Source organism: Variovorax sp. BGA-UO-ETr-C22, from assembly GCF_059567965.1.
Genome location: NZ_JCAQPA010000007.1, coordinates 437777 through 460040 on the forward strand (window position 1 = coordinate 437777; position 22264 = coordinate 460040).

Here is a 22264-nt window from a genome sequence, read left to right on the forward strand (position 1 = left end):
CGGGCGCACCTCAGCTTGAAATCCTAACCCGGGACACAATCGCGTTTCCATGCCATACATCCCGCCCAACTACGCCACGCTCTTCGTCGCGACCTGCAACCTGCTCAACCTCGCGAACCCCAACCGCGTGTACTACGAGAACCAGGACGCCTACAACGAGCGCGAATACGAACGCAAGATCGACTGGATCGGCGAGCGCATCCACGCGCTCAATGCCGACGTGCTCGCGGTGCAGGAGGTGTGGGACGAGGCCGCGCTGAAGGCCGCCATCGGCCGCAGCGGGCTGCGCTACGACTTCGTCTCGGTGCCGGGCGCCGAGAACTCGCCGCCGCCCGGCAGCCCGCCGGGCACGCCCGGACGGCCGGGCGCACAGGGCACGCCGCGCGTCGGCATCGTCACGCGGCTGCAGGTGGACAGCGTGCAGTCCTTCGTCGATTTCCCCGCGGGCTTCGGTGTCGAGGTGCCGGGCATCGGCCCGCACACGCGCTTCGAGCGCCCGCCCCTGCTGGCCACCGTGCGCATGAAGCACGGCCAGCAGGTGCATGTGCTGACGGTGCACCTGAAGTCCAAGCGCCCCAAGTTCCTGCAGGACGCGCAAGGCAACTCCCTCGAAGACCGCGACGACCGCAAGATCGGCGCGATGGCCTCGCTGCGCTCCTTGCTGATGCGCGGCGCCGAGGCCGCGGCCCTGCGCTGCATCGTGATCGACCTGCTGCAGGGCACCAACGTGCCGCTGGTGGTGATGGGCGACTTCAACGACAACCCGCACAGCGTGACCACGCAGCTGGTGGCCGCCACCTCCGAGGTGGCCTACGACAAGGCCGCGCGCGACGTGGCGCTGTTCAACGCCTACGAGATGCAGGGCGAGTCGGCGCTCAAGAAGGACGTGGCCTATTCGCACATCCACCAGGGCTTTCCGGACGTGCTCGACCAGATCCTGGTGAGCGAGGAGTTCGTCGCCACCAGCCGCCACAGCCTGGGCGACGTGCGCCGCGTCGACTACTTCAACGACCACCTACACGAAGGCCGCGACCGCTCGCGCTCGGACCACGGCTTCGTGCGCGCCCTGCTGCGGCTGCGCACCGACGACAACCGCTGACAGGCGACGGCCCTACGCCGCCTTCGACACCCGCACGATCGCGTCGGCGCGCTTGTGCAGGTCGGGCAGCAGCTCCAGGCCCAGGCCGGGCTTGTCATTGAGGCTGATCATGCCGTTCTCGACCTTCGGCAACTCGGTGACGAGCTCCTTGTACCAGCCGGTGAAGAAGGCGCGCACGCTCTCCTGGATGAGCGCGTTGGGCGCGTGCAGACTCAGGTGCGTGGACGCGGCCCAGACCACCGGCCCCGTGCAGTCGTGCGGTGCCACGGGCAGTTGCCAGGCGTCGGCCATGGCGGCGATCTTGCGCGCCTCGGTGAGGCCGCCGCACCAGCTCAGGTCGAGCATCGCGACCCCGGCCACGCCGGTCTGCAGGTAGTCCTTGAAGCCCCACTTGTAGCTCAGCGTCTCGCTGGCGCAGACGAGCGCCTGGCAGTCCTTCGCGTACTGCTTGAGCAGGTCGAGGCTGTCCATGCGGATGGCGTCCTCGTGCCAGAAGGTGTCGAACTCCTGCAGCGCGCGCGCGATCTTCTGCGCCATCGGCAGCCGCCACAGGCTGTGGAACTCGACCATGATGTCCATCTTGCCGCCCACCGCCTGGCGGATCTTGCGGAAGGGCTCGAGCGCGGTGTCGAGATCGGCGTTGCTGATGTACTGCCCGTGGCTCTTCTCCGCCGCCGGATCGAAAGGCCAGATCTTCATGGCCGTGATGCCTTCGGACAGCAGCGACTCGGCCAGTTCGTCGGCGTGGTGCAGGAAGCCCTGCAGGTCTTCGTACGGCCCGTTGTTGTTGGCCAGGCCCCAGTTCGAGCTGGTCTGGTTGGTGGCGCTGCGGATGTACTGGTAGCCCGCGCAGGTGTTGTAGATGCGGATCGCATCGCGGCTCTTGCCGCCCAGCGCCGTGTGCACCGGCATGTTGGCGGCCTTGCCGAACAGGTCCCACAGCGCGATGTCGACGGCCGAGTTGCCGCGCGTTTCCACGCCCGACCCGCGCCAGCCGAGGTAGCCCGTGATGTCGCGGTTGCGCGCCTCGATCTGCAGCGGGTCGGTGCCCAGCAGCTTCAGCGCCGCCCATTCGTGCAGGTAGGCCTCGACCGCTTCGGCGCCCATGAAGGTCTCACCGAGGCCGACCAGGCCCTCGTCGGTGTGCAGGCGCACCCACAGGATGTTGGGAAATTCGCCGAGGCGGATGGTTTCGAGCTGCGTGATTTTCATGACAAGGATTCCGCAAAAAGAAAAAGCCGCAGCGGCGGGTGCCGCGCGGCTCTTGCACACATTCAGCGCATGGCCGAACGCCTCGATCAGCCCCCGCGCGCCTTCTTCAGCGCGTCGGTGACCACGCCCACGGCTTCCGTGCCGATGTTGGGCACGTTCTTGTCGTACACGGGCTTGACCTTCTCCAACATGCGCTTCTGTTCGGCCGCCGAGACTTCGTTCACCGTCATGGTCTTGCGCAGGCTGGCGAGCGACTTCTCGTTGAGCGCCCGGTTGGCTTCGCGCTGGACCTTCTGGCCTTCCTTCGCGGCCTCGCGCAGCACCGCCTGCTCCTGCGGGTTGAGCTGGTCCCAGAGCTTCTTGCTGTAGAGGATGAGGAAGGGCGTGTAGGCGTGGCGCGTCACGCTCAGGTACTTCTGGACCTCGCTGAACTTGGAGGTCTCGATGGTCACGAAGGGGTTCTCCTGGCCGTCGATGGTGCGGGTCTCGAGCGCAGTGAACACCTCGCCGAAGGCCATGGGCACGGCGTTGGCGCCCAGGGTCTTGAACGAGTCCAGGAAGATGTTGTTCTGCATCACGCGCAGCTTCACGCCTTCGAAGTCCTCGGCCTTGGCCACGGGCTTCTTGCTGTTGGTGAGGTTGCGGAAGCCGTTCTCCCAGTAGGCCAGGTTCACGAGACCGGCGGCTTCGAGCTTCTTGTTGAAGTACTCGCCCGCGGGGCCGTCGAGCACCGCGTCGGCCTCCTTCTCGTTGGCGAACAGGAACGGCAGGTCGAAGGCGCCGAGTTCCTTCACGATGCCCACCAGCGGCGAACTCGACGTGCACACCATTTCCTGCGTGCCGGCGCGCAGCGCCTGCGTGGCCGGGAGGTCGCCGCCCGCGGCGCCGCCCCAGAAGGCCGTGATCTTCATCTTGCCGCCGGTCTTGGCAGCGAGCACTTCCTGCATCTTCTTCACGCCCACGCCCACGGGGTGGTCTTCGTTCACGCCGTTGGTGAACTTGATCGTGCGTTCGGCAAATTGCGCGAGGGCGCCGGTCGACGCCAGCAGGCCGCCGGCCACGAGGGCGGCGGTCATCAGGGTTCTGCGAAACAACATGCTTGTCTCCTTCGATTCGAGGGGTTGGTTGAACGAACTGACTGACAGGAAAAAAGAAGAACTAGCGCCCCATCCACCACTGGAGCGGCACGGTCACGAGCTGCGGGAAGAACACCAGCGTGAACAGCACCACCAGGTGGGCGATGAAGAAGGGCATCACGCCCTTGAAGGCATCGTCCATCGAGATGCGCGCCACGCCGCTCACCACGTTGAGCACCGTGCCCACGGGCGGCGTGATCAGGCCGATGGCGTTGTTCATGATGAACAGCACGCCGAAGTACACCGGGTCGATGCCGGCCTTGAGCACCACGGGCATCAGCACCGGCGTGAGGATGAGCACGGTGGGCGTGAAGTCGAGCGCGGTGCCCACGATGACGATCAGCACCATCATCACGAACATCAGCAGCGTCTTGTTGTCCAGGAAGGGCTCCAGCAGCGACACCACCTCGGTCGGGATGTTGGCCACCGTGATGAGCCAGGCGCTCACCATCGCGGCAGCCACGAGGAACATCACCACCGCGGTGGTCTTGCCGGCCGCCAGCGTGAGGCGGTACAGGTCTTTGACCTTGAGTTCGCCATAGATGAAGAGACCCACCACGAGCGAATAGACGGCCGCGACCACGGCGGCTTCGGTCGGCGTGAAGACGCCGAACTTCATGCCGCCGATGATGATGATCGGCAGCGCCAGCGCCAGGCTGCCCTGCGCCGTGACCTTCAGCCGCTCGCCCCAGGGCACGCGCGGCGAGGACTTCACGTTGTCCTTCCGGGCCACGATCCACCAGGCCACGCCCACTGCGAGCCCCATCAGGATGCCGGGCACGATGCCCGCGAGGAACAGCTTGGTGATCGACACGTTGCCCGCCACGCCGAACACGATGAGCCCGATCGACGGCGGGATCACCGGCGCGATGATGCCGCCCGCGGCAATGAGGCCGGCCGAGCGGTTCATCTGGTAGCCGGCGGCCTTCATCATGGGGATGAGGAGCGCGGCGAGCGCGGCCGTGTCGGCCACGGCCGAACCGGACAGCGAGGCCATGATGATCGCGGCCAGCACCGCCACATAGCCCATGCCGCCGCGGTAGTGGCCGACCCAGGCCATCGCCAGGTTCACGATGCGCCGGCTGAGCCCGCCCGCGTTCATGAACTCGCCGGCCAGCAGGAAGAACGGCACGGCCAGCAGCGGGAAGTTGTCGGCACCGTCGACGAAGCGCTGCGCAATGATCTGGCTGTCGAAGGCCGGCAGGCCGCCGGTGTAGGCCAGCCAGCCCATCAGCGAGACGCCGCACACCAGCAACGAATACGAGATCGGAATGCCCAGTGCCATGGCGCCGAGCAGGGAGACGATGAAGATCGTGACAGTCATTGCGCCACCTTCCCGTGTGCGGCGGCGTCGAGCACCTGTTCTTCGGATTCCATGATCTGGATCAGCTCCTGGTCGGGCACCCGGCCCCTGAACAATCGCCAGAGCTTGTCGATGTTGAAGAGGGCCATCACCACCGACACCACGTAGCCGATGCCGTAGACCCAGATCATCGAGATGCCGACCACGGGCGAGATGTTGGTCACCTGCAGCTCGTGCATCTCGTAGGTGCCCATGAAGAAGAGCACGTTGCAGAACAGCATGAGCGACTGGCTCAGGAAGAAGCAGACCTTCTTGCCCATGAGCGGCAGGTGCTTGATGAGCGTGTCGACACCCAGGTGCGCGCCGTCGCGCATGGCCACCATGGCGCCGATGTAGGTGAGCCAGATGAAGCAGTAGCGCGACATCTCGTCCGACACCGAAATGCCCGAATTGAAACCGTAGCGCAGCACCACGTTGCCGAACACCATGACGACCATCGCCACCATGCACACGACGACGAGGAACTCCAGCAGGCGAAAAAATCCGTCGATAGCCCTTTGCATCAGCATCTGCGTCTCCTGACTTTCCAGTGTTGTTATGGGATGTCTGCGCGGCCGCCGCGTCTAGAGCGGGAAGGCCTTCAGCTGCGTCGCCGGGCGGCTGATGCGCGGAATCTTCTTGCGCGAGGCCAGCACCGTCTCGATGTCGTGGCGCGCGCCGTCGATGAGCACCAGCACGGCTTTCTCGGCGGCGGCCGGATCGCGTGCGATGACGGCGTCGAGCACCGCGCGGTGCAGCGGCAGCGAACTCGCGGGCCCGTTCTTGCGCGTGGTCGAAATCTCGAAGCTGGTGCGCAGCAGCGCGCCCAGCGCACGGCTCATCTGCACCAGCATGCGGTTGTGGCTGGAGCGGATGAGACCCTGGTGAAAGCGCAGGTCGGGCGTGATGTAGTCGCCGCCGAATTCGATGGCGCGCTTCATGCCCGCGTAGGCGTCTTCCATGTCGGCGATGTCTTCGGCGGTGGCGCGCTGGGCGGCCAGCGCCACCGCGGCGGGCTCGACCACGCGGCGCAGGTCCTGCAGGTCGCGCAGGAACTCGGCCGACAGGCCCGCCTGCGTCTGCCAGACGATGACGTCGGCGTCGAACCAGTTCCACTGGTCGGGCGGCTGCACGCGCGTGCCCACCTTCGGGCCGCTGGTCACCAGGCCCTTTGCGATCAGCGACTTGATCGATTCGCGCACCACGGTCCGGCTCACGCCGAGCTCTTCGCACAAGAGCGGCTCCGGCGGAATCGACGCGCCGGGCGCATAGCGGCCCGCGACGATGTCGCTGCCGATGCGGTCGACCGTGTTGCCGTGAACGTTCTTGATCATGCCTGCCTGTGGGTGTGTGGTTCTGGTGGTGTCCGGTGCCTGTTTGCCTGCCCGTATCGGGGCCGGATTCAGGCAGCTCCTGCCTGTGCCGGCCACTCGAAAACCCTGAATGCGCGACAGCTCGTCACGCTTATCATATGATGATTGAAACGGGCGTCCCGCAGGAAAAACCCTGAGGATTTCCGCAAAGCATCAACGACGAAGAGACACATCCCATGAGCAACGCCCCGAAGAAAAAGCCCGCCAGCGAACTGCGCAGCCAGCAGTGGTTCGGACGCCACGACCGCGACGGTTTCATCTACCGCAGCTGGATGAAAGGCAAGGGCGTGCCGCACGACCAGTTCGACGGTCGCCCGGTCATCGGCATCTGCAACACCTTCAGCGAACTCACGCCCTGCAACTCGCACTTCCGCACGCTCGCCGAGCAGGTGAAGATCGGCGTGTACGAGGCGGGCGGCTTCCCGCTCGAGTTCCCGGTGATGTCGCTGGGCGAGACGCTCCTGCGCCCCACCGCCATGCTGTATCGCAACCTCGCGAGCATGGACGTGGAGGAAAGCATTCGCGGCAACCCGCTCGATGGCGTGGTGCTGCTCATGGGCTGCGACAAGACCACGCCCGCGCTGATGATGGGCGCGGCCAGCGTCGACCTGCCGACCATTGGCGTGTCGGGCGGCCCGATGCTCTCGGGCAAGTGGCGCGGCCAGGAGCTAGGCTCGGGCACCGGCGTGTGGCAGATGAGCGAGCAGGTGCGCGCCGGCACGCTCAAGCTGCAAGACTTCTTCGAGGCCGAGAGCTGCATGCACCGAAGCCACGGCCATTGCATGACGATGGGCACGGCCAGCACCATGGCCAGCATGGTCGAGTCGCTGGGCATCGGCCTGCCGGGCAACGCGGCCTACCCTGCCGTCGACGGCCGGCGCAACGTGCTGGCGCGCCAGGCGGGCCGGCGCATCGTCGACATGGTGCATGAAGACATGAACATGTCGAAGATCCTCACGCGCCAGGCGATCGAGAACGCGATCAAGGTCAACGCGGCCATCGGCGGCTCGACCAACTTCGTGATCCACCTGCTGGCCATCGCGGGCCGCATGGGTGTCGAGCTCACGCTCGACGACTTCGACCGCCTCGCCGCCGACCTGCCCTGCCTCGTGAACCTGCAGCCCTCGGGCCAGTTCCTGATGGAAGACTTCTGCTACGCGGGCGGCCTGCCCGTGGTCATCAAGGAAATCGCCGACCACCTGCACAAGGACATCCTCACCGTCACCGGCCAGAGCGTGTGGGAGAACGTGAAGGACGCCGAGAACTACAACCCGCAGGTCATCCGCACCCAGGCCGAGCCCTTCAAGGACAAGGCCGGCATCTGCGTGCTGCGCGGCAACCTCGCGCCCAACGGCGCCATCATCAAGCCCAGCGCGGCCACGCCCGAGCTGCTGGTGCACAAGGGCCGCGCGGTGGTGTTCGAGAGCGCCGACGACCTGCACAAGCGCATCGACGACGAGAACCTGGACATCGACGAGCACTGCATCATGGTGCTCAAGAACTGCGGCCCCAAGGGGTACCCCGGCATGGCCGAGGCCGGCAACATGCCGCTGCCGCCGAAGGTGCTGCGCAAGGGCATCACCGACATGGTCCGCATCAGCGACGCACGCATGAGCGGCACGGCCTACGGCACCGTCGTTCTGCACACGGCGCCCGAAGCGGCTGCGGGCGGCCCGCTGGCACTGGTGCAGGACGGCGACATCGTCGAGCTCGACGTGCCGAACCGCAAGCTGCACCTGCATGTGAGCGACGAGGAACTGGCGAAGCGCCGCGCGAAGTGGGTGGCGCCCAAGGCTCCGCTCGACTCGGGGTACTGGAAGCTGTACGTCGACACGGTGCTGCAGGCCGACCAGGGAGCGGACCTGGCCTTTCTGCGTGGTCGTCGTGGGGCTTTTGTGCCGCGAGACAATCACTGATTTGGAGAGATCCAGGGCGCGCTCCCGCCGACGGGGTACCTTGCTCCGCGAATGTCCCCCGCCCTTCGGGCTCCTCCTTGATTTCGCGGCGCAAGGCACCCCATCGACGTGAGCGGGTTCACAGCAGTCGTTGATCGGCTGCAAACGCAGAGCGTGCCCTCGTGCACAGGGCACTGGGTGCTCCCCGCAGCGAAATCAAGGAGGAGGCCGCAGGCCGGGGGACATTCGCGGAGGGGAGTACCCGGTGTCCTGTGCACACGCCCCGAACAAACTCTCGAAACGCAACAGACGACAGACATGACAAGACTCATCGCCATCGACTGGGGCACAAGCTCGCTACGCGGTTCATTGCTCGACCCGAGCGGGCAGGTCATCGAAGAACGCAGCGACGCCCGCGGCATCCTCACCGTGCCCGAGGGCGGCTTTCCTGCCGTGTTCGAGTCGCTGTTCGGCGACTGGATGCGCTTGGCAGACACGCGCTGCCTGATCTCCGGCATGGCCGGCAGCAAGCAGGGCTGGGTCGAAGCGCCCTACTGCCCCTGCCCCGCAGGCCGCGTCGAAGTAGGCCGCAGCATCATCGCCACAGACGCCATCCCCGGCGCGCGCATCGCCATCGTGCCCGGCCTCAGCGACGAGCACGCCGGCGTGCCCGACGTGATGCGCGGCGAAGAGGTGCAGATCCTCGGCGCCATGACGATCACCGGCCTGGACGACGGCGTCTTCGTGCTGCCCGGCACCCACAACAAATGGGCCACGGTCAAGAAAGGCCGCGTCGCGGGCTTTCGCACCTACATGACGGGCGAGTTCTACGCGCTGCTGAGCCAGCACTCGATCCTGGGGCGCACGCTCGACGCCGCCGCGCCGCTCGACGAAGCCGCGTTCCTCGAAGGCGTCACGCGTTCCGAGAACGGCCACGGCCTGCTGCACAACGCCTTCGGCACGCGCACGCTCGCGCTGTTCGAGCGCATGCCCAGGGAAGAGCTGTCGAGCTACCTCTCGGGCCTGCTCATCGGCGAAGAGCTGCGCACGCAATCGGTACAGGCCGTCGGCGAGGTCGTGCTGATCGGCTCCTCGACCCTCACCCAGCGCTACACCCTGGCCCTGCGCGCCACCGGCGTCGCCACGCGCACGCTCGGCGCCGAAGCCACCTGGGCCGGACTGCACACGCTGTCCGGCTTTCTCGACACCGACAGGACACCCGCCGCATGACAACACCCCTCGATAAATTCAACGCCGCGATGCAGGCCCTGCCGCTCGTGGCCATCCTGCGCGGCCTCTCGCCCGCCGAAGCCGCCGACGTGGGCGACGCCATCGTCGAGCCCGGCTTCCGGCTGCTCGAAGTGCCGCTCAATTCGCCGCAGCCGCTGGAGAGCATCGCGCTGATGCGCCAGCGCTTTCCCACCGCGCTGGTCGGCGCGGGCACCGTGCTCGACGCCAAGCAGGTGCGCGAGGTGCATGCGGCCGGCGGCGAGCTGATCGTGTCGCCCAACTTCAACGCCGACGTCATCGCCGAGGCCGCGCGACTGGGCATGGCCTGCCTGCCCGGCGTGATGACGCCGACCGAGGCCTTCGGCGCACTCGCGGCCGGCGCCACGGGCCTCAAGCTGTTCCCGGCCGAGCTGGCCTCGCCCGCCGTGGTCAAGGCCCTGCTCGCGGTGCTGCCCGCCGGCACGCCCGTGATGCCCGTGGGCGGCATCGCGCCCGACAACATGGGCGCATGGCGCGCGGCCGGCGCGGCCGGCTTCGGCATCGGCTCGTCGCTCTACAAGCCCGGCAAGACCGCCGCCGCCGTGCGCGAAGACGCGCAGCGCTTCGTGGCCGCCTGGGCCGGGCTGGTCCGAGCCTGATCCGACAAGACCCATCCACCACAAGAAAGAAGGAGACCCCCGCGATGTCCGCCGATTCCGAATACGCCAGCCCCGCCGTGCGCCAGTTGCGCGAAGACCTCGCGCTCGCCTTGCGCGCCGCGGCCCACCACGGGCTGTCCGAAGGTGTGTGCAACCATTTCAGCGTGTTGCTGCCGGGCGCGCAGGACCGCTACCTCATCAACCCGCGCGGGTTGCACTGGAGCGAGATCGGTCCCGACGACATCGTGCTGATCGACGTGCACGGCGAAGTGCTCGCGGGCCGCCACCGCGTGGAGCCCACCGCCCTCTTCATCCACGGCGCGGTGCACCGCCTCACGGGCCACGCCGTGGTGCTGCATTGCCACATGCCCTACGCGACGGCGCTGACACTCACGGTCGACCGCGCGCTCGACCCGACCGCCAGCCAGAACGCCATGCGCTACATGAACCGCATCGCCATCGACGCCGAGTACAACGGCCTGGCACTGGACGACGCCGAGGGCGAGCGCATCGCGCGCGCCATGGCCGGCAAGGACGTGGCCTTTCTCGCGAACCACGGCGTGATCGTGGCGGGCGGCACCATCGCGCATGCCTACGACGACCTGTACTACCTGGAGCGCGCCTGCCTGCACCAGGTGATCGCGCAATCGACCGGGCGCCCGCTGGTGCCCGTCAACGCCCAACTGGCCGCGCACGTGGCGGCGCAGATCCAGGGCGAGCGGGAACAGTCCGATCTGTTCTTCGAAGCCTTGCGGCGCATGCTGCCGGCCCCGCCACGCTGAAAAAGTGTGAGCGCAGCGGCTTACAGCTCTTCATGCGATTTCGCTTCCGGCTTACAAGAACTTCACATAATGGCGCGACGATGAGGCATCGCAATCACTCCCCAGGAGTCGCCATGAAAAAGCTGACATTCGCCTTCGGTGCTGCCGCCCTGCTGTCGCTGGCCGCCCTCACCGCGCCGGCCCATGCCCAGGCCGGCGGCCCGTTCATCCAGGCCCAGGTGTACGTGACGCCGGCGCCGCCGCCGCGCCATCACTACTACGCCCCGCCGCCGCCCCCGCGCCACTACCACCCGGGCTACTACGACGGTCCGCGTCGCCACGGTTACTACGACCACGGCCGCCGCGATTGGGAGGGCCGTCGCCACGGCCGCCGGGACAACGACGGCGACGGTGTGCCCAACCGTTACGACCGTCGCCCGAACAACCCCTACCGCTATTGACCCACTTCAGACCGGCGGACTCGCATAAGCAGGCCGCTCGGTCGACAGGCTCTGCTTGAGCTGGCGCGTGACCTCGTCGGCCAGCACCTCCGGCAGCCCCGCTTCCACGCCTGCCAGTGCCTGTCGCGCCGCGTCGTCGGGCGAGGTCTTGGGGCCAGGCAGGCGCGCCGCCATGTCGGTGTCCATGAGCGCCACGTGCAGGCTCGTGACCTGCGTGCCCTGCCCCGCCAGTTCGTTGCGCAAACCGTTGCTCAGCGACCAGGCCGCCGACTTGGTCGCGCTGTAGGTCGCCACGCCGGGGAACGTCGTCCAGGCCAGGGCTGACAGCACGTTGAGGACCGCACCCCCGCCGTTCGACGTGAGCACCGGCGCAAAGGCCTGCGTGAGCGCCCAGGGGCCGAAGAAGTTGGTCTCGAACTCGGCGCGTGCCGCGGCCACCGCGTCGGGCGAGCCCAGGAAGCTCGATCCGCGCGAGATGCCCGCGTTGTTGACCAGCAGCGTCACGTCGCCGCAGGTGCGCACGGCGGCTTCGATCTGCGCGGGCTGCGTGACGTCGAGCGCCACGGGCACGACGCCCGCGAGCGTGATGCTCTTCGGGTCGCGCGCGGCCCCGTAGACCTTGCGCGCGCCGGCCGCGAGCGCCGCCTTGGCGAACGCCAGGCCGAGCCCCCGGTTGGCGCCGGTGATGAAGACGACGGAATCCTTGATCTGCATGACGAGCCTTTCGTTGATGAAGAGATAGCGAGAGCGCTTCAGGCCTGCGCCACGCGGCGCAGCAGCCCCTGCGTCGTGCGCGGCCAGCCCACGCGGCCGAACCACGCACCGCCCGCGATGGCCGAGGCGATGACGATGCCGTACACCACCAGCGCAACGCCCTGCGCCGCGAACACGCCGGTGAGGCCGCCGCCCCAGCGCAGCGCCAGCCAGCCGCCCGTGCCCGCCACGGCGAGCCGCGCGATGTTGCCGAGCACCGGCCACAGCAGCCGGCCCGCGCCCTGCGAGGCGAAGTACAGCACCAGCCCGACGCCAAAGAAACCGTACAGCGGCCCCACCACGCGCAGGTAGTGTGCGCCGGTCTCGAGCATCACGGGGTCGTGGCCGAACAGCATCAGCCACGGACGCGGGAACAGCGCGGCGGCCAGCCCGATGACCTCGGCCATGCCGAAGGCCAGCGCCGCACCGGCCCACGTGGCACGCAGCGCGCGCTCGCGCAGCCCTGCGCCCATGCAGGTGCCGACCATCGCGACCAGCGGCGCACCCAGGCCGAACACCAGCGGCACCAGCAGGTACTCGAGCCGCGACGCGGTGCCGTAGCCGGCCAGCGCGCCCGCGCCGAAATGCCCGGTGAGCGCGGTGGCGATGCCGATCGACAGGTTGGTCGCCACGGTCGACACCGTGCCCACCAGCCCGATGCGCAGGATGTCGCGGAACAGCGGCCAGCGCATCTGGAACGCCGCCAGCGTGGGGCGCAGCAGGCTGCGCGGCGAGCGCAGGTAGGCGATGAGCGCGAGCGAGCCCAGCAGGTAGTACAGCAGCAGCGCCAGCGCCCCGCCCGCAATGCCCATGCCGCCCCACGGCCCGATGCCGAAGATCAAGAGCGGCGATGCCGGAATGAGGAATACCACGCCCACCACCGTCACGTTGGCCGGCACCGCCATGTTGCCGGTGCCGCGAATGATGGCGGACAGCGAGTTGAAGAGCCACACCAGCACCGCGCCCGCGAACACCCAGTTCGAGTACGTGAGCGCGGCTTCCAGCGCGGCGCCGGTGCCGCCCATCACGCCGTAGAGCCAGCGCCCGCCCAGCAGCAGCGCGAGCGTGAAGCACAGGCCGAAGCCGATCGCGATGACCACCGCATGCCACACCAGCGCATCGGCGTCACCCCGGCGGCGCGCGCCCAGCGCACGCGCGATCGACGAGGCGATGCCGCCGCCCATCGCGCCGCTGGAGGTCATCTGCATCAGCATGACGATGGGGAACACCAGCGCCATGCCGGCGAGCGCGTCGGTGCCGAGCTTGCCGACGAAGTAGGTCTCGATGAGCCCGACGGAGGCCTGCGCCAGCATCACGAGCACATTGGGCGCGGCCAGCCGCAGCAGCGTGGGGATGATGGGCGCCTCGAGCAGGCGGCGCGTGCGCGGGTCGAGGTCGCCGTTCGCTTGTTGGGGGGTGGTCATGCGGGTCTCCGGCAGTCAGGCGCGCGCGGCGGCGTTGGTGGTGGCCGCGGCCGGTGCGGCGGCGGTCTTGGCGGGACGGCGGATCGCCATCACGATCAGCGCAGCGAACAGGCAGGCCGCGCCGGCCGTGTACAGCGCCGGCGTGTAGGTCAGCAGCAGCGTGCGCGCAAAGCCCGCGCCGTAGGCCGCGGTGGCCGCGCCCAGCTGGTGGGCGGCGAAGATCCAGCCGAACACCAGCCCGACCTTCGCGGGGCCGAAGGCGGCGCCCGCGAGCTTGACGGTCGGCGGCACGGTGGCGATCCAGTCCAGGCCGTAGAACATCGCGAACAGGCCCAGGCCGTAGATCGTGAATTCCGAATGCGGCAACCAGAACAGCGACAGCCCGCGCAGGCCGTAGTACCAGAAGAGCAGCTTGCGGTTGTCGTAGCGGTCGGAGAGCCAGCCCGACAGGATGGTGCCGACGAAGTCGAAGGCACCCATCATCGCGAGCACCGAGGCAGCGGGCACGGCGCTCATGCCGTAGTCGCCGCACAGCGAGATGAAGTGCGTCTGCACCAGGCCGTTGGTGCTCAGGCCGCAGATGAAGAAGGTGCCGGCCAGGATCAGGAAGGTGCGGTTGGTCGCCACCTCGCGCAGCACGCGAAACGGCGTGGCGAAGTTCATCGTGAAGGCGGGCGCCGGTGCCGGCTGCGTGCCGGGCGCTTCACCATAAGGCAGCAGGCCGATGTCCGACGGCCGGTTGCGCACCAGGCACAGCGCGAGCAGCGCGATCACCACGCTGCCGACCACGATCGGCACGATGGCCGAGCGCCAGCCCCAGTGCTCGATCATCCAGGCCGCCAGCGGCAGGAAGGCCAGCTGGCCGGTGGCCGCGCTGGCCGTGAGCATGCCCACGACCAGGCCGCGCCGCGCAACGAACCAGCGGTTGGCCACCACGGCGCCCAGCACCAGCGCCGTCATGCCCGTGCCCAGGCCGAGCATCAGGCTCCACAGCACGAACAGCTGCCACAGCTGCGAGGCCGTGGTGACCAGCGCCATGCCCAGCCCGACCAGCGTGAGGCCGGCGCACATCACCGCGCGCAGGCCGTAGCGCTCCATCAGCACCGCGGCGAACGGGCCCATGAGGCCGAACAGCGCAAAGCGCAGTGCGAGCGCGGACGAGATCTGCTCGGTGCTCCAGCCGAACTCCTCGCCGAGCGGCTTCATCATCGCGCCCGGCAGGCCGAGCGCGGCCGACATGGTGAGCATGGTCAGGAAGGTGACGGCGGCGACGATCCAGCCGTAGTGGATGCCGCGGCGCTGCAGCCATGCGGAGACGTGGGTGGCGAACATGGGACCTCTGGAACTGTTGGAATGGGTCGGGGGAGAAACGAAGAGACAGGAACTCCGGCCGCGCGGCTTCAGGGGCGCGGAACGCGTTCGTTGAAAGGGGATGGGAGCGTCAGTCCTGCACGTCGACCGGCTCGCCCGTGCCCAGCAGCGCAAGCGATTCGTCGATGAGCGCATGCAGCGCCAGCACGCGCTCCACGCCCAGCAGCGCATTGAGCTTGAGCTGCGCCGTCTTCCAGTGCTGCTGCGCTTCGCGCCACTTGGCGTCGCCGGCGTCGGTGAGCGACACCAGCCGGCTGCGCGCATCGGCGCCCGCCACTTGCGCCACCCAGCCCGCGGTGATGAGCGGCTGCAGGTTGCGGCTCAGCGTGGACGCGGTCATCTTCAGTTCGCCCGCCAGGTCGACCGGGCGCATCGGGCCCAGGCGCTTGAGGTGCGACAGCAGCGAGTACTGCGTGGTCTTGAGGCCGCTGCGCGACACCTCGGCGTCGTAGTGCTGCGTCAGGCGGCGCATCAGCTGGCGCGTCTTGAAGCTGGTGCAGCCGCGGGGTTGGGTGGGAGTGTCCATGGGGTATTATTGTATGTGCAACTATTGCATATGCAATCAACCCCTCCCCGCAAAGCCCCCAGCAGGAACACAGGCATGACGCAGCAAGCTTTCACCGACACCCCTTCCCATCTGCTCGACGCATGGATCGCCGAAGAACGGCAGATCGCCGAGCGCCTCGAGAACGGTCCCGGCCCCGGGCTCGCGCGCCCCGAGCAGGTCGCCGGCAAGACCGGCCTGGAGGTCATGCAGGCCATGCTCAACGGCGAGATTCCCTACGCCGCCATCGCCAAGACGCTGGACTTCACCATCGTCTCGGTCAGCAAGGGCATCGCCATCTTCCAGGGCACGCCGCTGCCGCAGCACCTGAACCCGCTGGGCACCATCCATGGTGGCTGGGTCGCCACGATGCTCGACTCGGCCCTGGGCTGCTCGGTCCACACCATGATGCCGCCCGGTCGCGCGTACACGACGGCCGAGCTCAGCGTGAACTACGTCAAGGGCCTCACGCCGAAGGTGCAGCGCGTGCGTGCCGAGGGCAAGGTGATCCACTGCGGCAAGCAGCTCGCCACGGCCGAGGCGCGGCTGGTCGGGGCGGACGGCACGCTGTATGCGCATGCGACGACGACCTGCCTGGTGTTCGAGGTGCCGGCGGGGCGGTGAAGCAAGGGCCCCGTCTTCGTTGAACCGCAGGGCGCCCCGCCCTCCTCTGAAGGCCGACATATGTCGGCCTTTTTCGTTGGGGCGTTCGGCGAGAAAGTCGTCATCGCCAACCAAGGAAAAGACTGCCATGGCCGCCATGGGCTGGCCGGCGGCGGAACCCCCCGTCGCCGAACCCGAAGGCACCGCCTGCGTTCGCGCGAGGCAGCCCGCAGAGGACCCAACCAGATGACAACGACACTTACCGAAAAGACTTTTGCCGAGCTGTTCACCTATGCGGGCGGCACGAACGGCTCTCGCGTCAACGCCCAAGGCTTCATCGAGCCCTGCGCCACGCCGCGCTTCGACTTCGATCCGATCACGAGGGTGGCGAAGGGGCTGCTCATTGAAAACGCGCGAATCAACCAATTGGCGTTTTCGTCGCGATTTGAAAACGCGGTCTGGGCGAAGACGAGCGTCACCGCCGTGCCTAGCGCAGCCCAGGCGCCGAACGGACGTTGGGATGCTTGCAAGCTGACCTTGCTCAACGGCGGGATCGCGTCCGTGGGCCGCGCGTCGCAGACGACTGCCAAAGCGGCGGCCGCAATCACCTACGCCTTTTCTTTCTATGCGAAGGCCGCAGGCTCTTCGAATGGATGGACCTTCGCTTCCGGCGCGACAACAGGCGAAAGAATCAGCTTCGCCTTCGACCTGTCGGCCTTGACCATCTCCCTCTTCACCATCTCTGTCTTTACGGAGGTGTCGAAACGGATCGTCGATGTCGGCGGTGGGTGGCGCAGGGTCGAGATCGTCTTCACGACAGACGCCTCCGCGGCGCTGACCGCGGCGGTCTACCCCGGCGCAGCGGCTGCCGGCACCGGTCCCGGCGACGGCGTCGCCGGCCTCTACATCTGGGGTGCGCAGCTCGAAGTGGGTGCGTTCGCCAGCTCCTACATCCCCAGTTGGGACGGGGTCACGGCACGCGCCTCCATCGGCAGCTACTGCGACGCCAAGGGCATCCTGCGCTATGCGGCGGCAGGCGTTGCGCGCAACAGCTACGAGCCGTCGAACCGGGCGCTGCCGCCTGTGCTGATGGTCGAAGAGCAGCGCACGAACATCTTGGCCAAGAGCAACGACATGCACCTATGGTCGGGTGGAGGAATGGTGCGCAACACTGGCAAGACGGCACCAGACGGCTCGCTCCGAGCAGCGGAGTTCTCGGGGCCGGCCACTTCGCCCAATTTCCTGTCTGTTGCGGCTACGTCAACAGTGATGACGTACTCGGTTTATCTCAAGAATGTTTCGCGAACCGCCGTCATCGACCTGCTGCTGCGAAATAACACGACTGCCTTCAACGGCGCGCCTGGGAGCGTGAACCTCCACAGCGCCACTCCCTCAATCTCGGGTACTGGTTGGGAAATGCGAGACGTCGGCGGGGGCTGGTTCCGGTGCACCTACACATCGAACATGCCAATCGCGGTCGGCGATACGCTGACCTGCTACGCAGTGGCCTCAGGTGCTCGACCAGACAATGGCGCCTGCCTCGCGTGGGGCGCCCAACTCGAAGCCGGCACGTTCGCCACCAGCTACATCCCTAGCACCGAGACCTTCACTGGCCGTGCGTCCATCGGGACCTATTTCGACTCGACGGGTGTGATGAAGACTGCCGCGGCTGGCGCGGCGCGGATGACCTACAACCCAACCGATCTGAGCATCGCGCCGTGGCTGATGCAGGAGGGGCAAAGCACGAACCTGCTGCTCAACAGCCAGATCGCCGCTGGGGTCGCCGGCGGGACCACGCCGCCACTGGTCTCCAGCGAAACGGTGGACGGAGAAGCCTGCGTTGCAACGACCTTCACACCGGCCATGACCTCCACGGGCTACGCGGGTTGTCGCATGCAGGGTGGTTCCGGAATTGGCGCAACGGTCATGGGAGGCACCGCCTACAGTTCGAGCAGCTACGTGAAACTCAGTCGACCGCTGACCGGAAGCGAGTCGATCACGATGTATTACACGGGCATCTCCGCGCTTGGCTCATTCATCATCACTGCGGCGAATTCGGCCCAGTTCGTGGACAGATTCACGCGGGCGGTTGTTCAAAATGTGACGGCTGCGGGCAGCACCAGCGGAGGGGTCTACCCGGTCGTCAACGCAAACACGGTTGTCACAAGCACTCTGACCGTCTGGATATGCAAAGGCCAGGTCGAGGTGGGACCTGTTGCAACCAGCTACATCCCCACGACGACCGCAACGGTCACCCGAGCGGCGGACGCCGCCACCTCGACCGCGGCCACCCGCCAGGCAGACACGGCAACCTCCGCGGCCACGACACGCGCCGGCGACGTCATTCGCGTCAACACGACCAAAGGCTGGTGCAATGCCGCCGAAGGCACCCTCTTCATGGAGTTCGGACGGCCGAGAGAAGGAGACTCGTCGACGCGCAACCTGATCGAGATTGGCTCCGCCATCGCCAACCGGGTCGGCATCGGCTTCAATACGACGGGGTCCGCCTACGCGTATTCCAACGCTAATGGCGTGTCAGGCCCAAGCACGCCAGGGGTCGGACTCCTCGGCACCCCCGTTGGAAGCCCGGTCAAGACCACGGTCAGCTATGGCGCCGACGGCCTTCGCTACGGATGCAACGGCCAGTTGTTCAAAGCGGCCATGACGACGGTCCCGCCCATGAACTTCCTGGGCATCGGGAACCTTGCCACCGGCGGCAACCAGCCGTTCCTTCATGTCCGATCGGTGCGATACCAACCGCAGAAACTGACGGATGCGGAAGTCGTGGCCTTGACGGCCTAGAGCCCCCGGCCGAGCGCTTCGCAGTAAACCCTCAACCCGTAAGCCAAAGGAAAACCCACCCCTCCCCGTCAGTGATAATTGTTCTCATCAGCGACGCACCCGCCGTCGCCGATGCCTTTCCTAGAACACCTCACCGCACCTGGAGGATCCTTCATGACCGACCGTTCCGGCCCCCAGGGCCGCGTGGCGCACGCCCTCCTCGGCGTTTCCGCCGCCTGGCTCGCCCTCACCGCCCTGCCCGCGCACGCCGCCAATGACGAGCTCACGCTCTACACGACGCGCGAGCCGGCGCTGATCCAGCCGCTGATCTCGGCGTTCAGCGCGCAGAGCAAGATCAAGGTCAACACGGTGTTCGTGAAGGACGGTCTGCTGGAGCGCGTGAAGGCCGAAGGCGCCCGCTCGCCGGCCGACGTGCTGATGACGGTGGACATCGGCAACCTCGTCGACCTCGTCGAAGGCGGCGTGACGCAGCCGGTGAAGTCGGCTGCGCTCGAGTCGGCCATTCCGGCCAACCTGCGCGGCGCCGACGGTCAGTGGTTCGCGCTCTCGCTGCGCGCCCGCGTGCTGTACGCCGACAAGAACCAGCCGCTGACCAGTTTCCGCTACGAAGACCTGGCCAACCCGAAGTACAAGGGCAAGGTCTGCATCCGCGCCGGCCAGCACCCCTACAACACGGCCCTGGTGGCCGCGATGATCGCGCACGACGGCGAAGCCAAGACCGAGCAGTGGCTGCGCGGCGTCAAGGGCAACCTGGCGCGCAAGGCCACCGGCGGCGACCGCGACGTGGCGCGCGACATCCTCGGTGGCATCTGCGACATCGGCGTGGCCAACTCGTACTACGTGGGCCAGATGAAGAGCGCCAAGGAAGGCACCGACGCGCGCAAGTGGGGCGACGCCATCAAGGTGATCCGCCCGACCTTCGCCAGCGCCAAGAGTGGTGGCACGCACGTGAACATCAGCGGCGCGGCCGTGGCCAAGAACGCACCGCAGCGCGCCAACGCGGTCAAGCTGCTCGAGTTCCTGGTGTCGGAACCGGCCCAGGCGCTGTACGCCGACGCCAACTACGAATACCCGGTGCGCAAGGGCGTGGCCCTCGACCCGATCATCGGCCAGTCCATCGGCGAACTGAAGGTCGACCCGCTGCCGCTGACCGAGATTGCCAAATACCGCAAGCAGGCCAGCGCCCTCGTCGACAAGGTCGGCTTCGACCAGTGACCTTGCATGGCCGGGCACACCTTGCCGGCAACTGAATGCTGATTTCGCGGCGCCAGCCGCCGGGCCTGCGCGCCGCGGGCCCGGCATGGCGCTGCGCGTCGTTCCTGATCGCGCTCGGCGTGCTCGCGCCGGTGCTCACGCTAGCCTGGCTCGCGTTCGGCTCGGGCGTCGGCCACTGGGGGCCGCTGTTCGCGCACGTGCTGCCGCAGGCGGCGCTCAACACGGCGCTGCTGCTCGCGGGCGTCGGCACCCTCGTCCTCGTGATCGGCACCGGCTGTGCCTGGCTGGTCACGGCGCATGACTTTCCCGGCCGCGGCGTGCTCAACTGGGCACTGCTTCTGCCGCTGGCGATGCCGACCTACATCGTCGCCTTCGCCTACCTCGACCTGCTGCACCCGATCGGCCCCGTGCAGGGCGCGATCCGCTGGATGCTGGGCTTCGACAGCCCGCGCCAGTTCCGCCTGCCCGACCTGCGCTCGATGCCGGGTGCGATCTTCGTGCTGGGCTTCGTGCTCTACCCGTACGTCTACATGACGGCGCGCGCGATGTTCATGACCCAGCCGGCGCACCTGCTGGAAGCGGCGCGCACGCTGGGCGAGAACCGGCGCGGCGCGTTCTTTCGCGTGGCGCTGCCGCTGGCGCGGCCGGCGCTGGCCGTGGGCCTGAGCCTGGCGCTGCTCGAGACGCTCAACGACATCGGCGCCTCCGAATTCCTCGGCGTGAACACGCTCACGGTGGCGGTCTACACCACCTGGATCACGCGCTCCGACCTGGCCGGCGCCGCGCAGATCGCCTGCGCGATGCTGTTCGTGGTGGTGGCGCTGGTCTGGCTCGAACGCAACGGCCGCCAGCACCAACGCTTCGGCTCCGCGCAGCGCATGCGCGCGGTGCAGCCCCGGCGCCTGCACGGCGGCGCGGCCTGGGCGGCTACCGCGACGGCGGCGCTGCCGGTGCTGATCGGTTTCGTCGCGCCCGCGCTGTACCTGGTCTGGGAAAGCGGCAAGCGGCTGCACCAGGGCGGCGGCATTTCGCAGGGCCTCGTGGCCAGCCTGGGCAACACGCTGGCGCTCGCGGCGGGCGTGACGGTGGTGGCCGTGGCGGCGGGGCTGGTCGTGGCCTGGGCCTCGCGCAGCCAAGGCACGAGCCTCAACCGCGCCCGCTGGCAGGCGCGCGTGGCCACGCTGGGCTACGCGGTGCCGGGCACCGTGCTCGCCATCGGCCTGCTGACACCGGCGCTGGCCTTCGACGCGGCGCTGGCCGGCGCGATGGGCTGGCAGGGCCTGCCGCTGATGGGCGCGGGCATCGTGCTGGTCATGGCCTGCGCGATCCGCTTTCTTGCGATGCCCGTGGGTGGCATCGAGGCCGGGTTGGCGCGCATTCCGCCGGCCATCGAGCAAGCCTCGCGCCTGCTCGGCGAAACCACCGGCGGCACGCTGCGCCGCGTGCACCTTCCGCTGCTGCAGCCCGCCATCGCGGCGGGCGCGCTGCTGGTCTTCGTCGACGCCATGAAAGAGCTGCCGGCCACGCTGCTGCTGCGCCCGGCCAACTTCGACACCCTCGCCACCTGGCTGTATGCCGAGGCCGCGCGCGGCACCTACGAGGAAGGCGCGATCGCCGCGCTGGCCATCGTGGTCGCCGGCCTGCTGCCGGTGGTGCTGCTGGCGCGCAACCAGCTCGGCACGACACCGGCGGTGACGCCTCCCGACACGGACCCCGCATGAGTTCCCCGCTTCATCTCGACTCGCTCCAGCTCGCGTACGACACGCCGCGCGGCCCGCACACGGTGGTCGACGGCTTCTCGCTGGACCTGCCCGCGGGCGAGATCGCCTGCCTGTTCGGCCCCTCGGGCTGCGGCAAGACCACAGTGCTGCGCGCCATCGCCGGCTTCGAGCCCGTGCGCGCCGGCACCATCCGCCTCGGCGAGACGCTGCTGTCGTCGCCCCAGAAGCACCTGCCGCCCGAGCAGCGGCGCGTGGGCATGATGTTCCAGGAGTACGCGCTGTTCCCGCACCTGTCGGCCGCCAGGAACGTCGCTTTCGGCCTGCGCCGCCTGGGCCGCGCGGCGCAGCAGGCGCGCGTGGCCGAGATGCTCGCGCTGGTCGGCCTGGCCGAGGCCGGCGAGCGCTACCCGCACGAACTGTCGGGCGGCCAGCAGCAGCGCATCGCGCTGGCCCGCGCGCTGGCGCCCTCGCCCGCCCTGCTGCTGCTGGACGAGCCGTTTTCCAACCTCGACGGCGGCACGCGCGAGCGCCTGACCGCCGAGGTGCGCGGCATCCTGAAGAAGGCCGGCCAGACCGCGATCCTGGTCACGCACAACGAGGCCGAGGCGCATGCGATGGCCGACCGCATCGGCGTGATGCACAACGGGCGGATCACGCACTGGCTGGAGACGGCGTCGTAGAAAG

General features: G+C 68.1%; 20 protein-coding genes. 11 read left to right on the top strand and 9 right to left on the bottom strand.

Annotation, left to right across the window (positions count from 1 at the left end; translation table 11 throughout):
• Positions 1-49: 49 nt before the first annotated feature.
• The gene (locus AC57B8_RS05985) at positions 50-1099 is read left to right on the top strand and encodes an endonuclease/exonuclease/phosphatase family protein (protein WP_496478958.1); all 1050 of its coding nucleotides are present in this window, start codon (positions 50-52) and stop codon (positions 1097-1099) included.
• A 12-nt stretch (positions 1100-1111) separates the two neighbouring features.
• Here the strand turns inward: AC57B8_RS05985 and AC57B8_RS05990 are convergent, their stop codons facing one another.
• The 5 genes from AC57B8_RS05990 to AC57B8_RS06010 all read right to left on the bottom strand — a co-directional run bounded on the left by AC57B8_RS05990 (position 1112) and on the right by AC57B8_RS06010 (position 6123).
• Positions 1112-2311, bottom strand: a complete 1200-nt coding sequence (locus tag AC57B8_RS05990; RefSeq protein WP_062476010.1) for a mandelate racemase/muconate lactonizing enzyme family protein — start codon at positions 2309-2311, stop codon at positions 1112-1114.
• A gap of 86 nt (positions 2312-2397) precedes the next feature.
• Complete coding sequence (locus AC57B8_RS05995) at positions 2398-3408, bottom strand: TRAP transporter substrate-binding protein (protein WP_062476013.1); 1011 nt, start codon at positions 3406-3408, stop codon at positions 2398-2400.
• 61 nt (positions 3409-3469) lie between these two features.
• Positions 3470-4771 (bottom strand): TRAP transporter large permease, encoded by a 1302-nt coding sequence (locus AC57B8_RS06000; RefSeq protein ID WP_070062487.1) that lies wholly within the window; start codon positions 4769-4771, stop codon positions 3470-3472.
• The gene (locus tag AC57B8_RS06005; RefSeq protein WP_223301408.1) at positions 4768-5319 is read right to left on the bottom strand and encodes a TRAP transporter small permease; all 552 of its coding nucleotides are present in this window, start codon (positions 5317-5319) and stop codon (positions 4768-4770) included. The genes AC57B8_RS06000 and AC57B8_RS06005 overlap by 4 nt, the downstream gene beginning before the upstream one ends.
• A 54-nt stretch (positions 5320-5373) precedes the next feature.
• On the bottom strand, positions 5374-6123 hold the full coding sequence (locus AC57B8_RS06010; RefSeq protein ID WP_062476018.1) for a FadR/GntR family transcriptional regulator: 750 nt from the start codon (positions 6121-6123) through the stop codon (positions 5374-5376).
• A gap of 215 nt (positions 6124-6338) precedes the next feature.
• On the opposite strand from AC57B8_RS06010, the gene AC57B8_RS06015 reads away from it, so the two are divergent.
• The 5 genes from AC57B8_RS06015 (at position 6339) to AC57B8_RS06035 (ending at position 11147) form a co-directional block, all read left to right on the top strand.
• A complete protein-coding gene (locus AC57B8_RS06015) occupies positions 6339-8078 on the top strand; it encodes an IlvD/Edd family dehydratase (protein WP_056579196.1) in 1740 nt (579 codons plus the stop codon).
• A 297-nt stretch (positions 8079-8375) separates the two neighbouring features.
• Complete coding sequence (locus AC57B8_RS06020) at positions 8376-9287, top strand: 2-dehydro-3-deoxygalactonokinase (RefSeq protein ID WP_496478959.1); 912 nt, start codon at positions 8376-8378, stop codon at positions 9285-9287.
• Complete coding sequence (locus AC57B8_RS06025) at positions 9284-9925, top strand: 2-dehydro-3-deoxy-6-phosphogalactonate aldolase (RefSeq protein ID WP_496478960.1); 642 nt, start codon at positions 9284-9286, stop codon at positions 9923-9925. Before AC57B8_RS06020 ends, AC57B8_RS06025 begins: the two co-directional genes overlap by 4 nt.
• Complete coding sequence (locus AC57B8_RS06030) at positions 9925-10707, top strand: aldolase (RefSeq protein WP_496479114.1); 783 nt, start codon at positions 9925-9927, stop codon at positions 10705-10707. The genes AC57B8_RS06025 and AC57B8_RS06030 overlap by 1 nt, the downstream gene beginning before the upstream one ends.
• 113 nt (positions 10708-10820) lie before the next feature.
• A complete protein-coding gene (locus tag AC57B8_RS06035; protein WP_095746254.1) occupies positions 10821-11147 on the top strand; it encodes a hypothetical protein in 327 nt (108 codons plus the stop codon).
• Positions 11148-11153: 6 nt separating this feature from the next.
• Here AC57B8_RS06035 and AC57B8_RS06040 read toward each other — a convergent pair whose 3' ends face one another.
• The 4 genes from AC57B8_RS06040 to AC57B8_RS06055 all read right to left on the bottom strand — a co-directional run bounded on the left by AC57B8_RS06040 (position 11154) and on the right by AC57B8_RS06055 (position 15221).
• Positions 11154-11861 carry an SDR family oxidoreductase gene (locus AC57B8_RS06040; RefSeq protein WP_496478961.1) on the bottom strand — a complete coding sequence of 236 codons (708 nt, stop codon included), beginning with the start codon at positions 11859-11861 and terminating at the stop codon, positions 11154-11156.
• Positions 11862-11899: 38 nt separating this feature from the next.
• On the bottom strand, positions 11900-13324 hold the full coding sequence (locus AC57B8_RS06045; protein WP_095746256.1) for an MATE family efflux transporter: 1425 nt from the start codon (positions 13322-13324) through the stop codon (positions 11900-11902).
• A 15-nt stretch (positions 13325-13339) separates the two neighbouring features.
• On the bottom strand, positions 13340-14656 hold the full coding sequence (locus AC57B8_RS06050; protein ID WP_095746257.1) for an MFS transporter: 1317 nt from the start codon (positions 14654-14656) through the stop codon (positions 13340-13342).
• A 109-nt stretch (positions 14657-14765) separates the two neighbouring features.
• Positions 14766-15221, bottom strand: coding sequence for a MarR family winged helix-turn-helix transcriptional regulator (locus tag AC57B8_RS06055; protein ID WP_070062480.1), 456 nt, complete (start codon positions 15219-15221; stop codon positions 14766-14768).
• A gap of 75 nt (positions 15222-15296) precedes the next feature.
• Between AC57B8_RS06055 and AC57B8_RS06060 the strand changes: the two genes are divergently transcribed.
• The 5 genes from AC57B8_RS06060 (at position 15297) to AC57B8_RS06080 (ending at position 22260) form a co-directional block, all read left to right on the top strand.
• Entirely contained in the window at positions 15297-15863 is a 567-nt protein-coding gene (locus AC57B8_RS06060; RefSeq protein ID WP_070062479.1) for a PaaI family thioesterase, read from the top strand.
• A 225-nt stretch (positions 15864-16088) separates the two neighbouring features.
• Positions 16089-18644 (top strand): phage head spike fiber domain-containing protein, encoded by a 2556-nt coding sequence (locus AC57B8_RS06065; protein WP_496478962.1) that lies wholly within the window; start codon positions 16089-16091, stop codon positions 18642-18644.
• Positions 18645-18797: 153 nt separating this feature from the next.
• Positions 18798-19859, top strand: coding sequence for a Fe(3+) ABC transporter substrate-binding protein (locus AC57B8_RS06070; protein WP_062480133.1), 1062 nt, complete (start codon positions 18798-18800; stop codon positions 19857-19859).
• A gap of 35 nt (positions 19860-19894) precedes the next feature.
• The gene (locus AC57B8_RS06075; protein WP_070062476.1) at positions 19895-21580 is read left to right on the top strand and encodes an ABC transporter permease; all 1686 of its coding nucleotides are present in this window, start codon (positions 19895-19897) and stop codon (positions 21578-21580) included.
• Entirely contained in the window at positions 21577-22260 is a 684-nt protein-coding gene (locus AC57B8_RS06080; RefSeq protein ID WP_062480137.1) for an ABC transporter ATP-binding protein, read from the top strand. The genes AC57B8_RS06075 and AC57B8_RS06080 overlap by 4 nt, the downstream gene beginning before the upstream one ends.
• Positions 22261-22264: the final 4 nt, after the last annotated feature.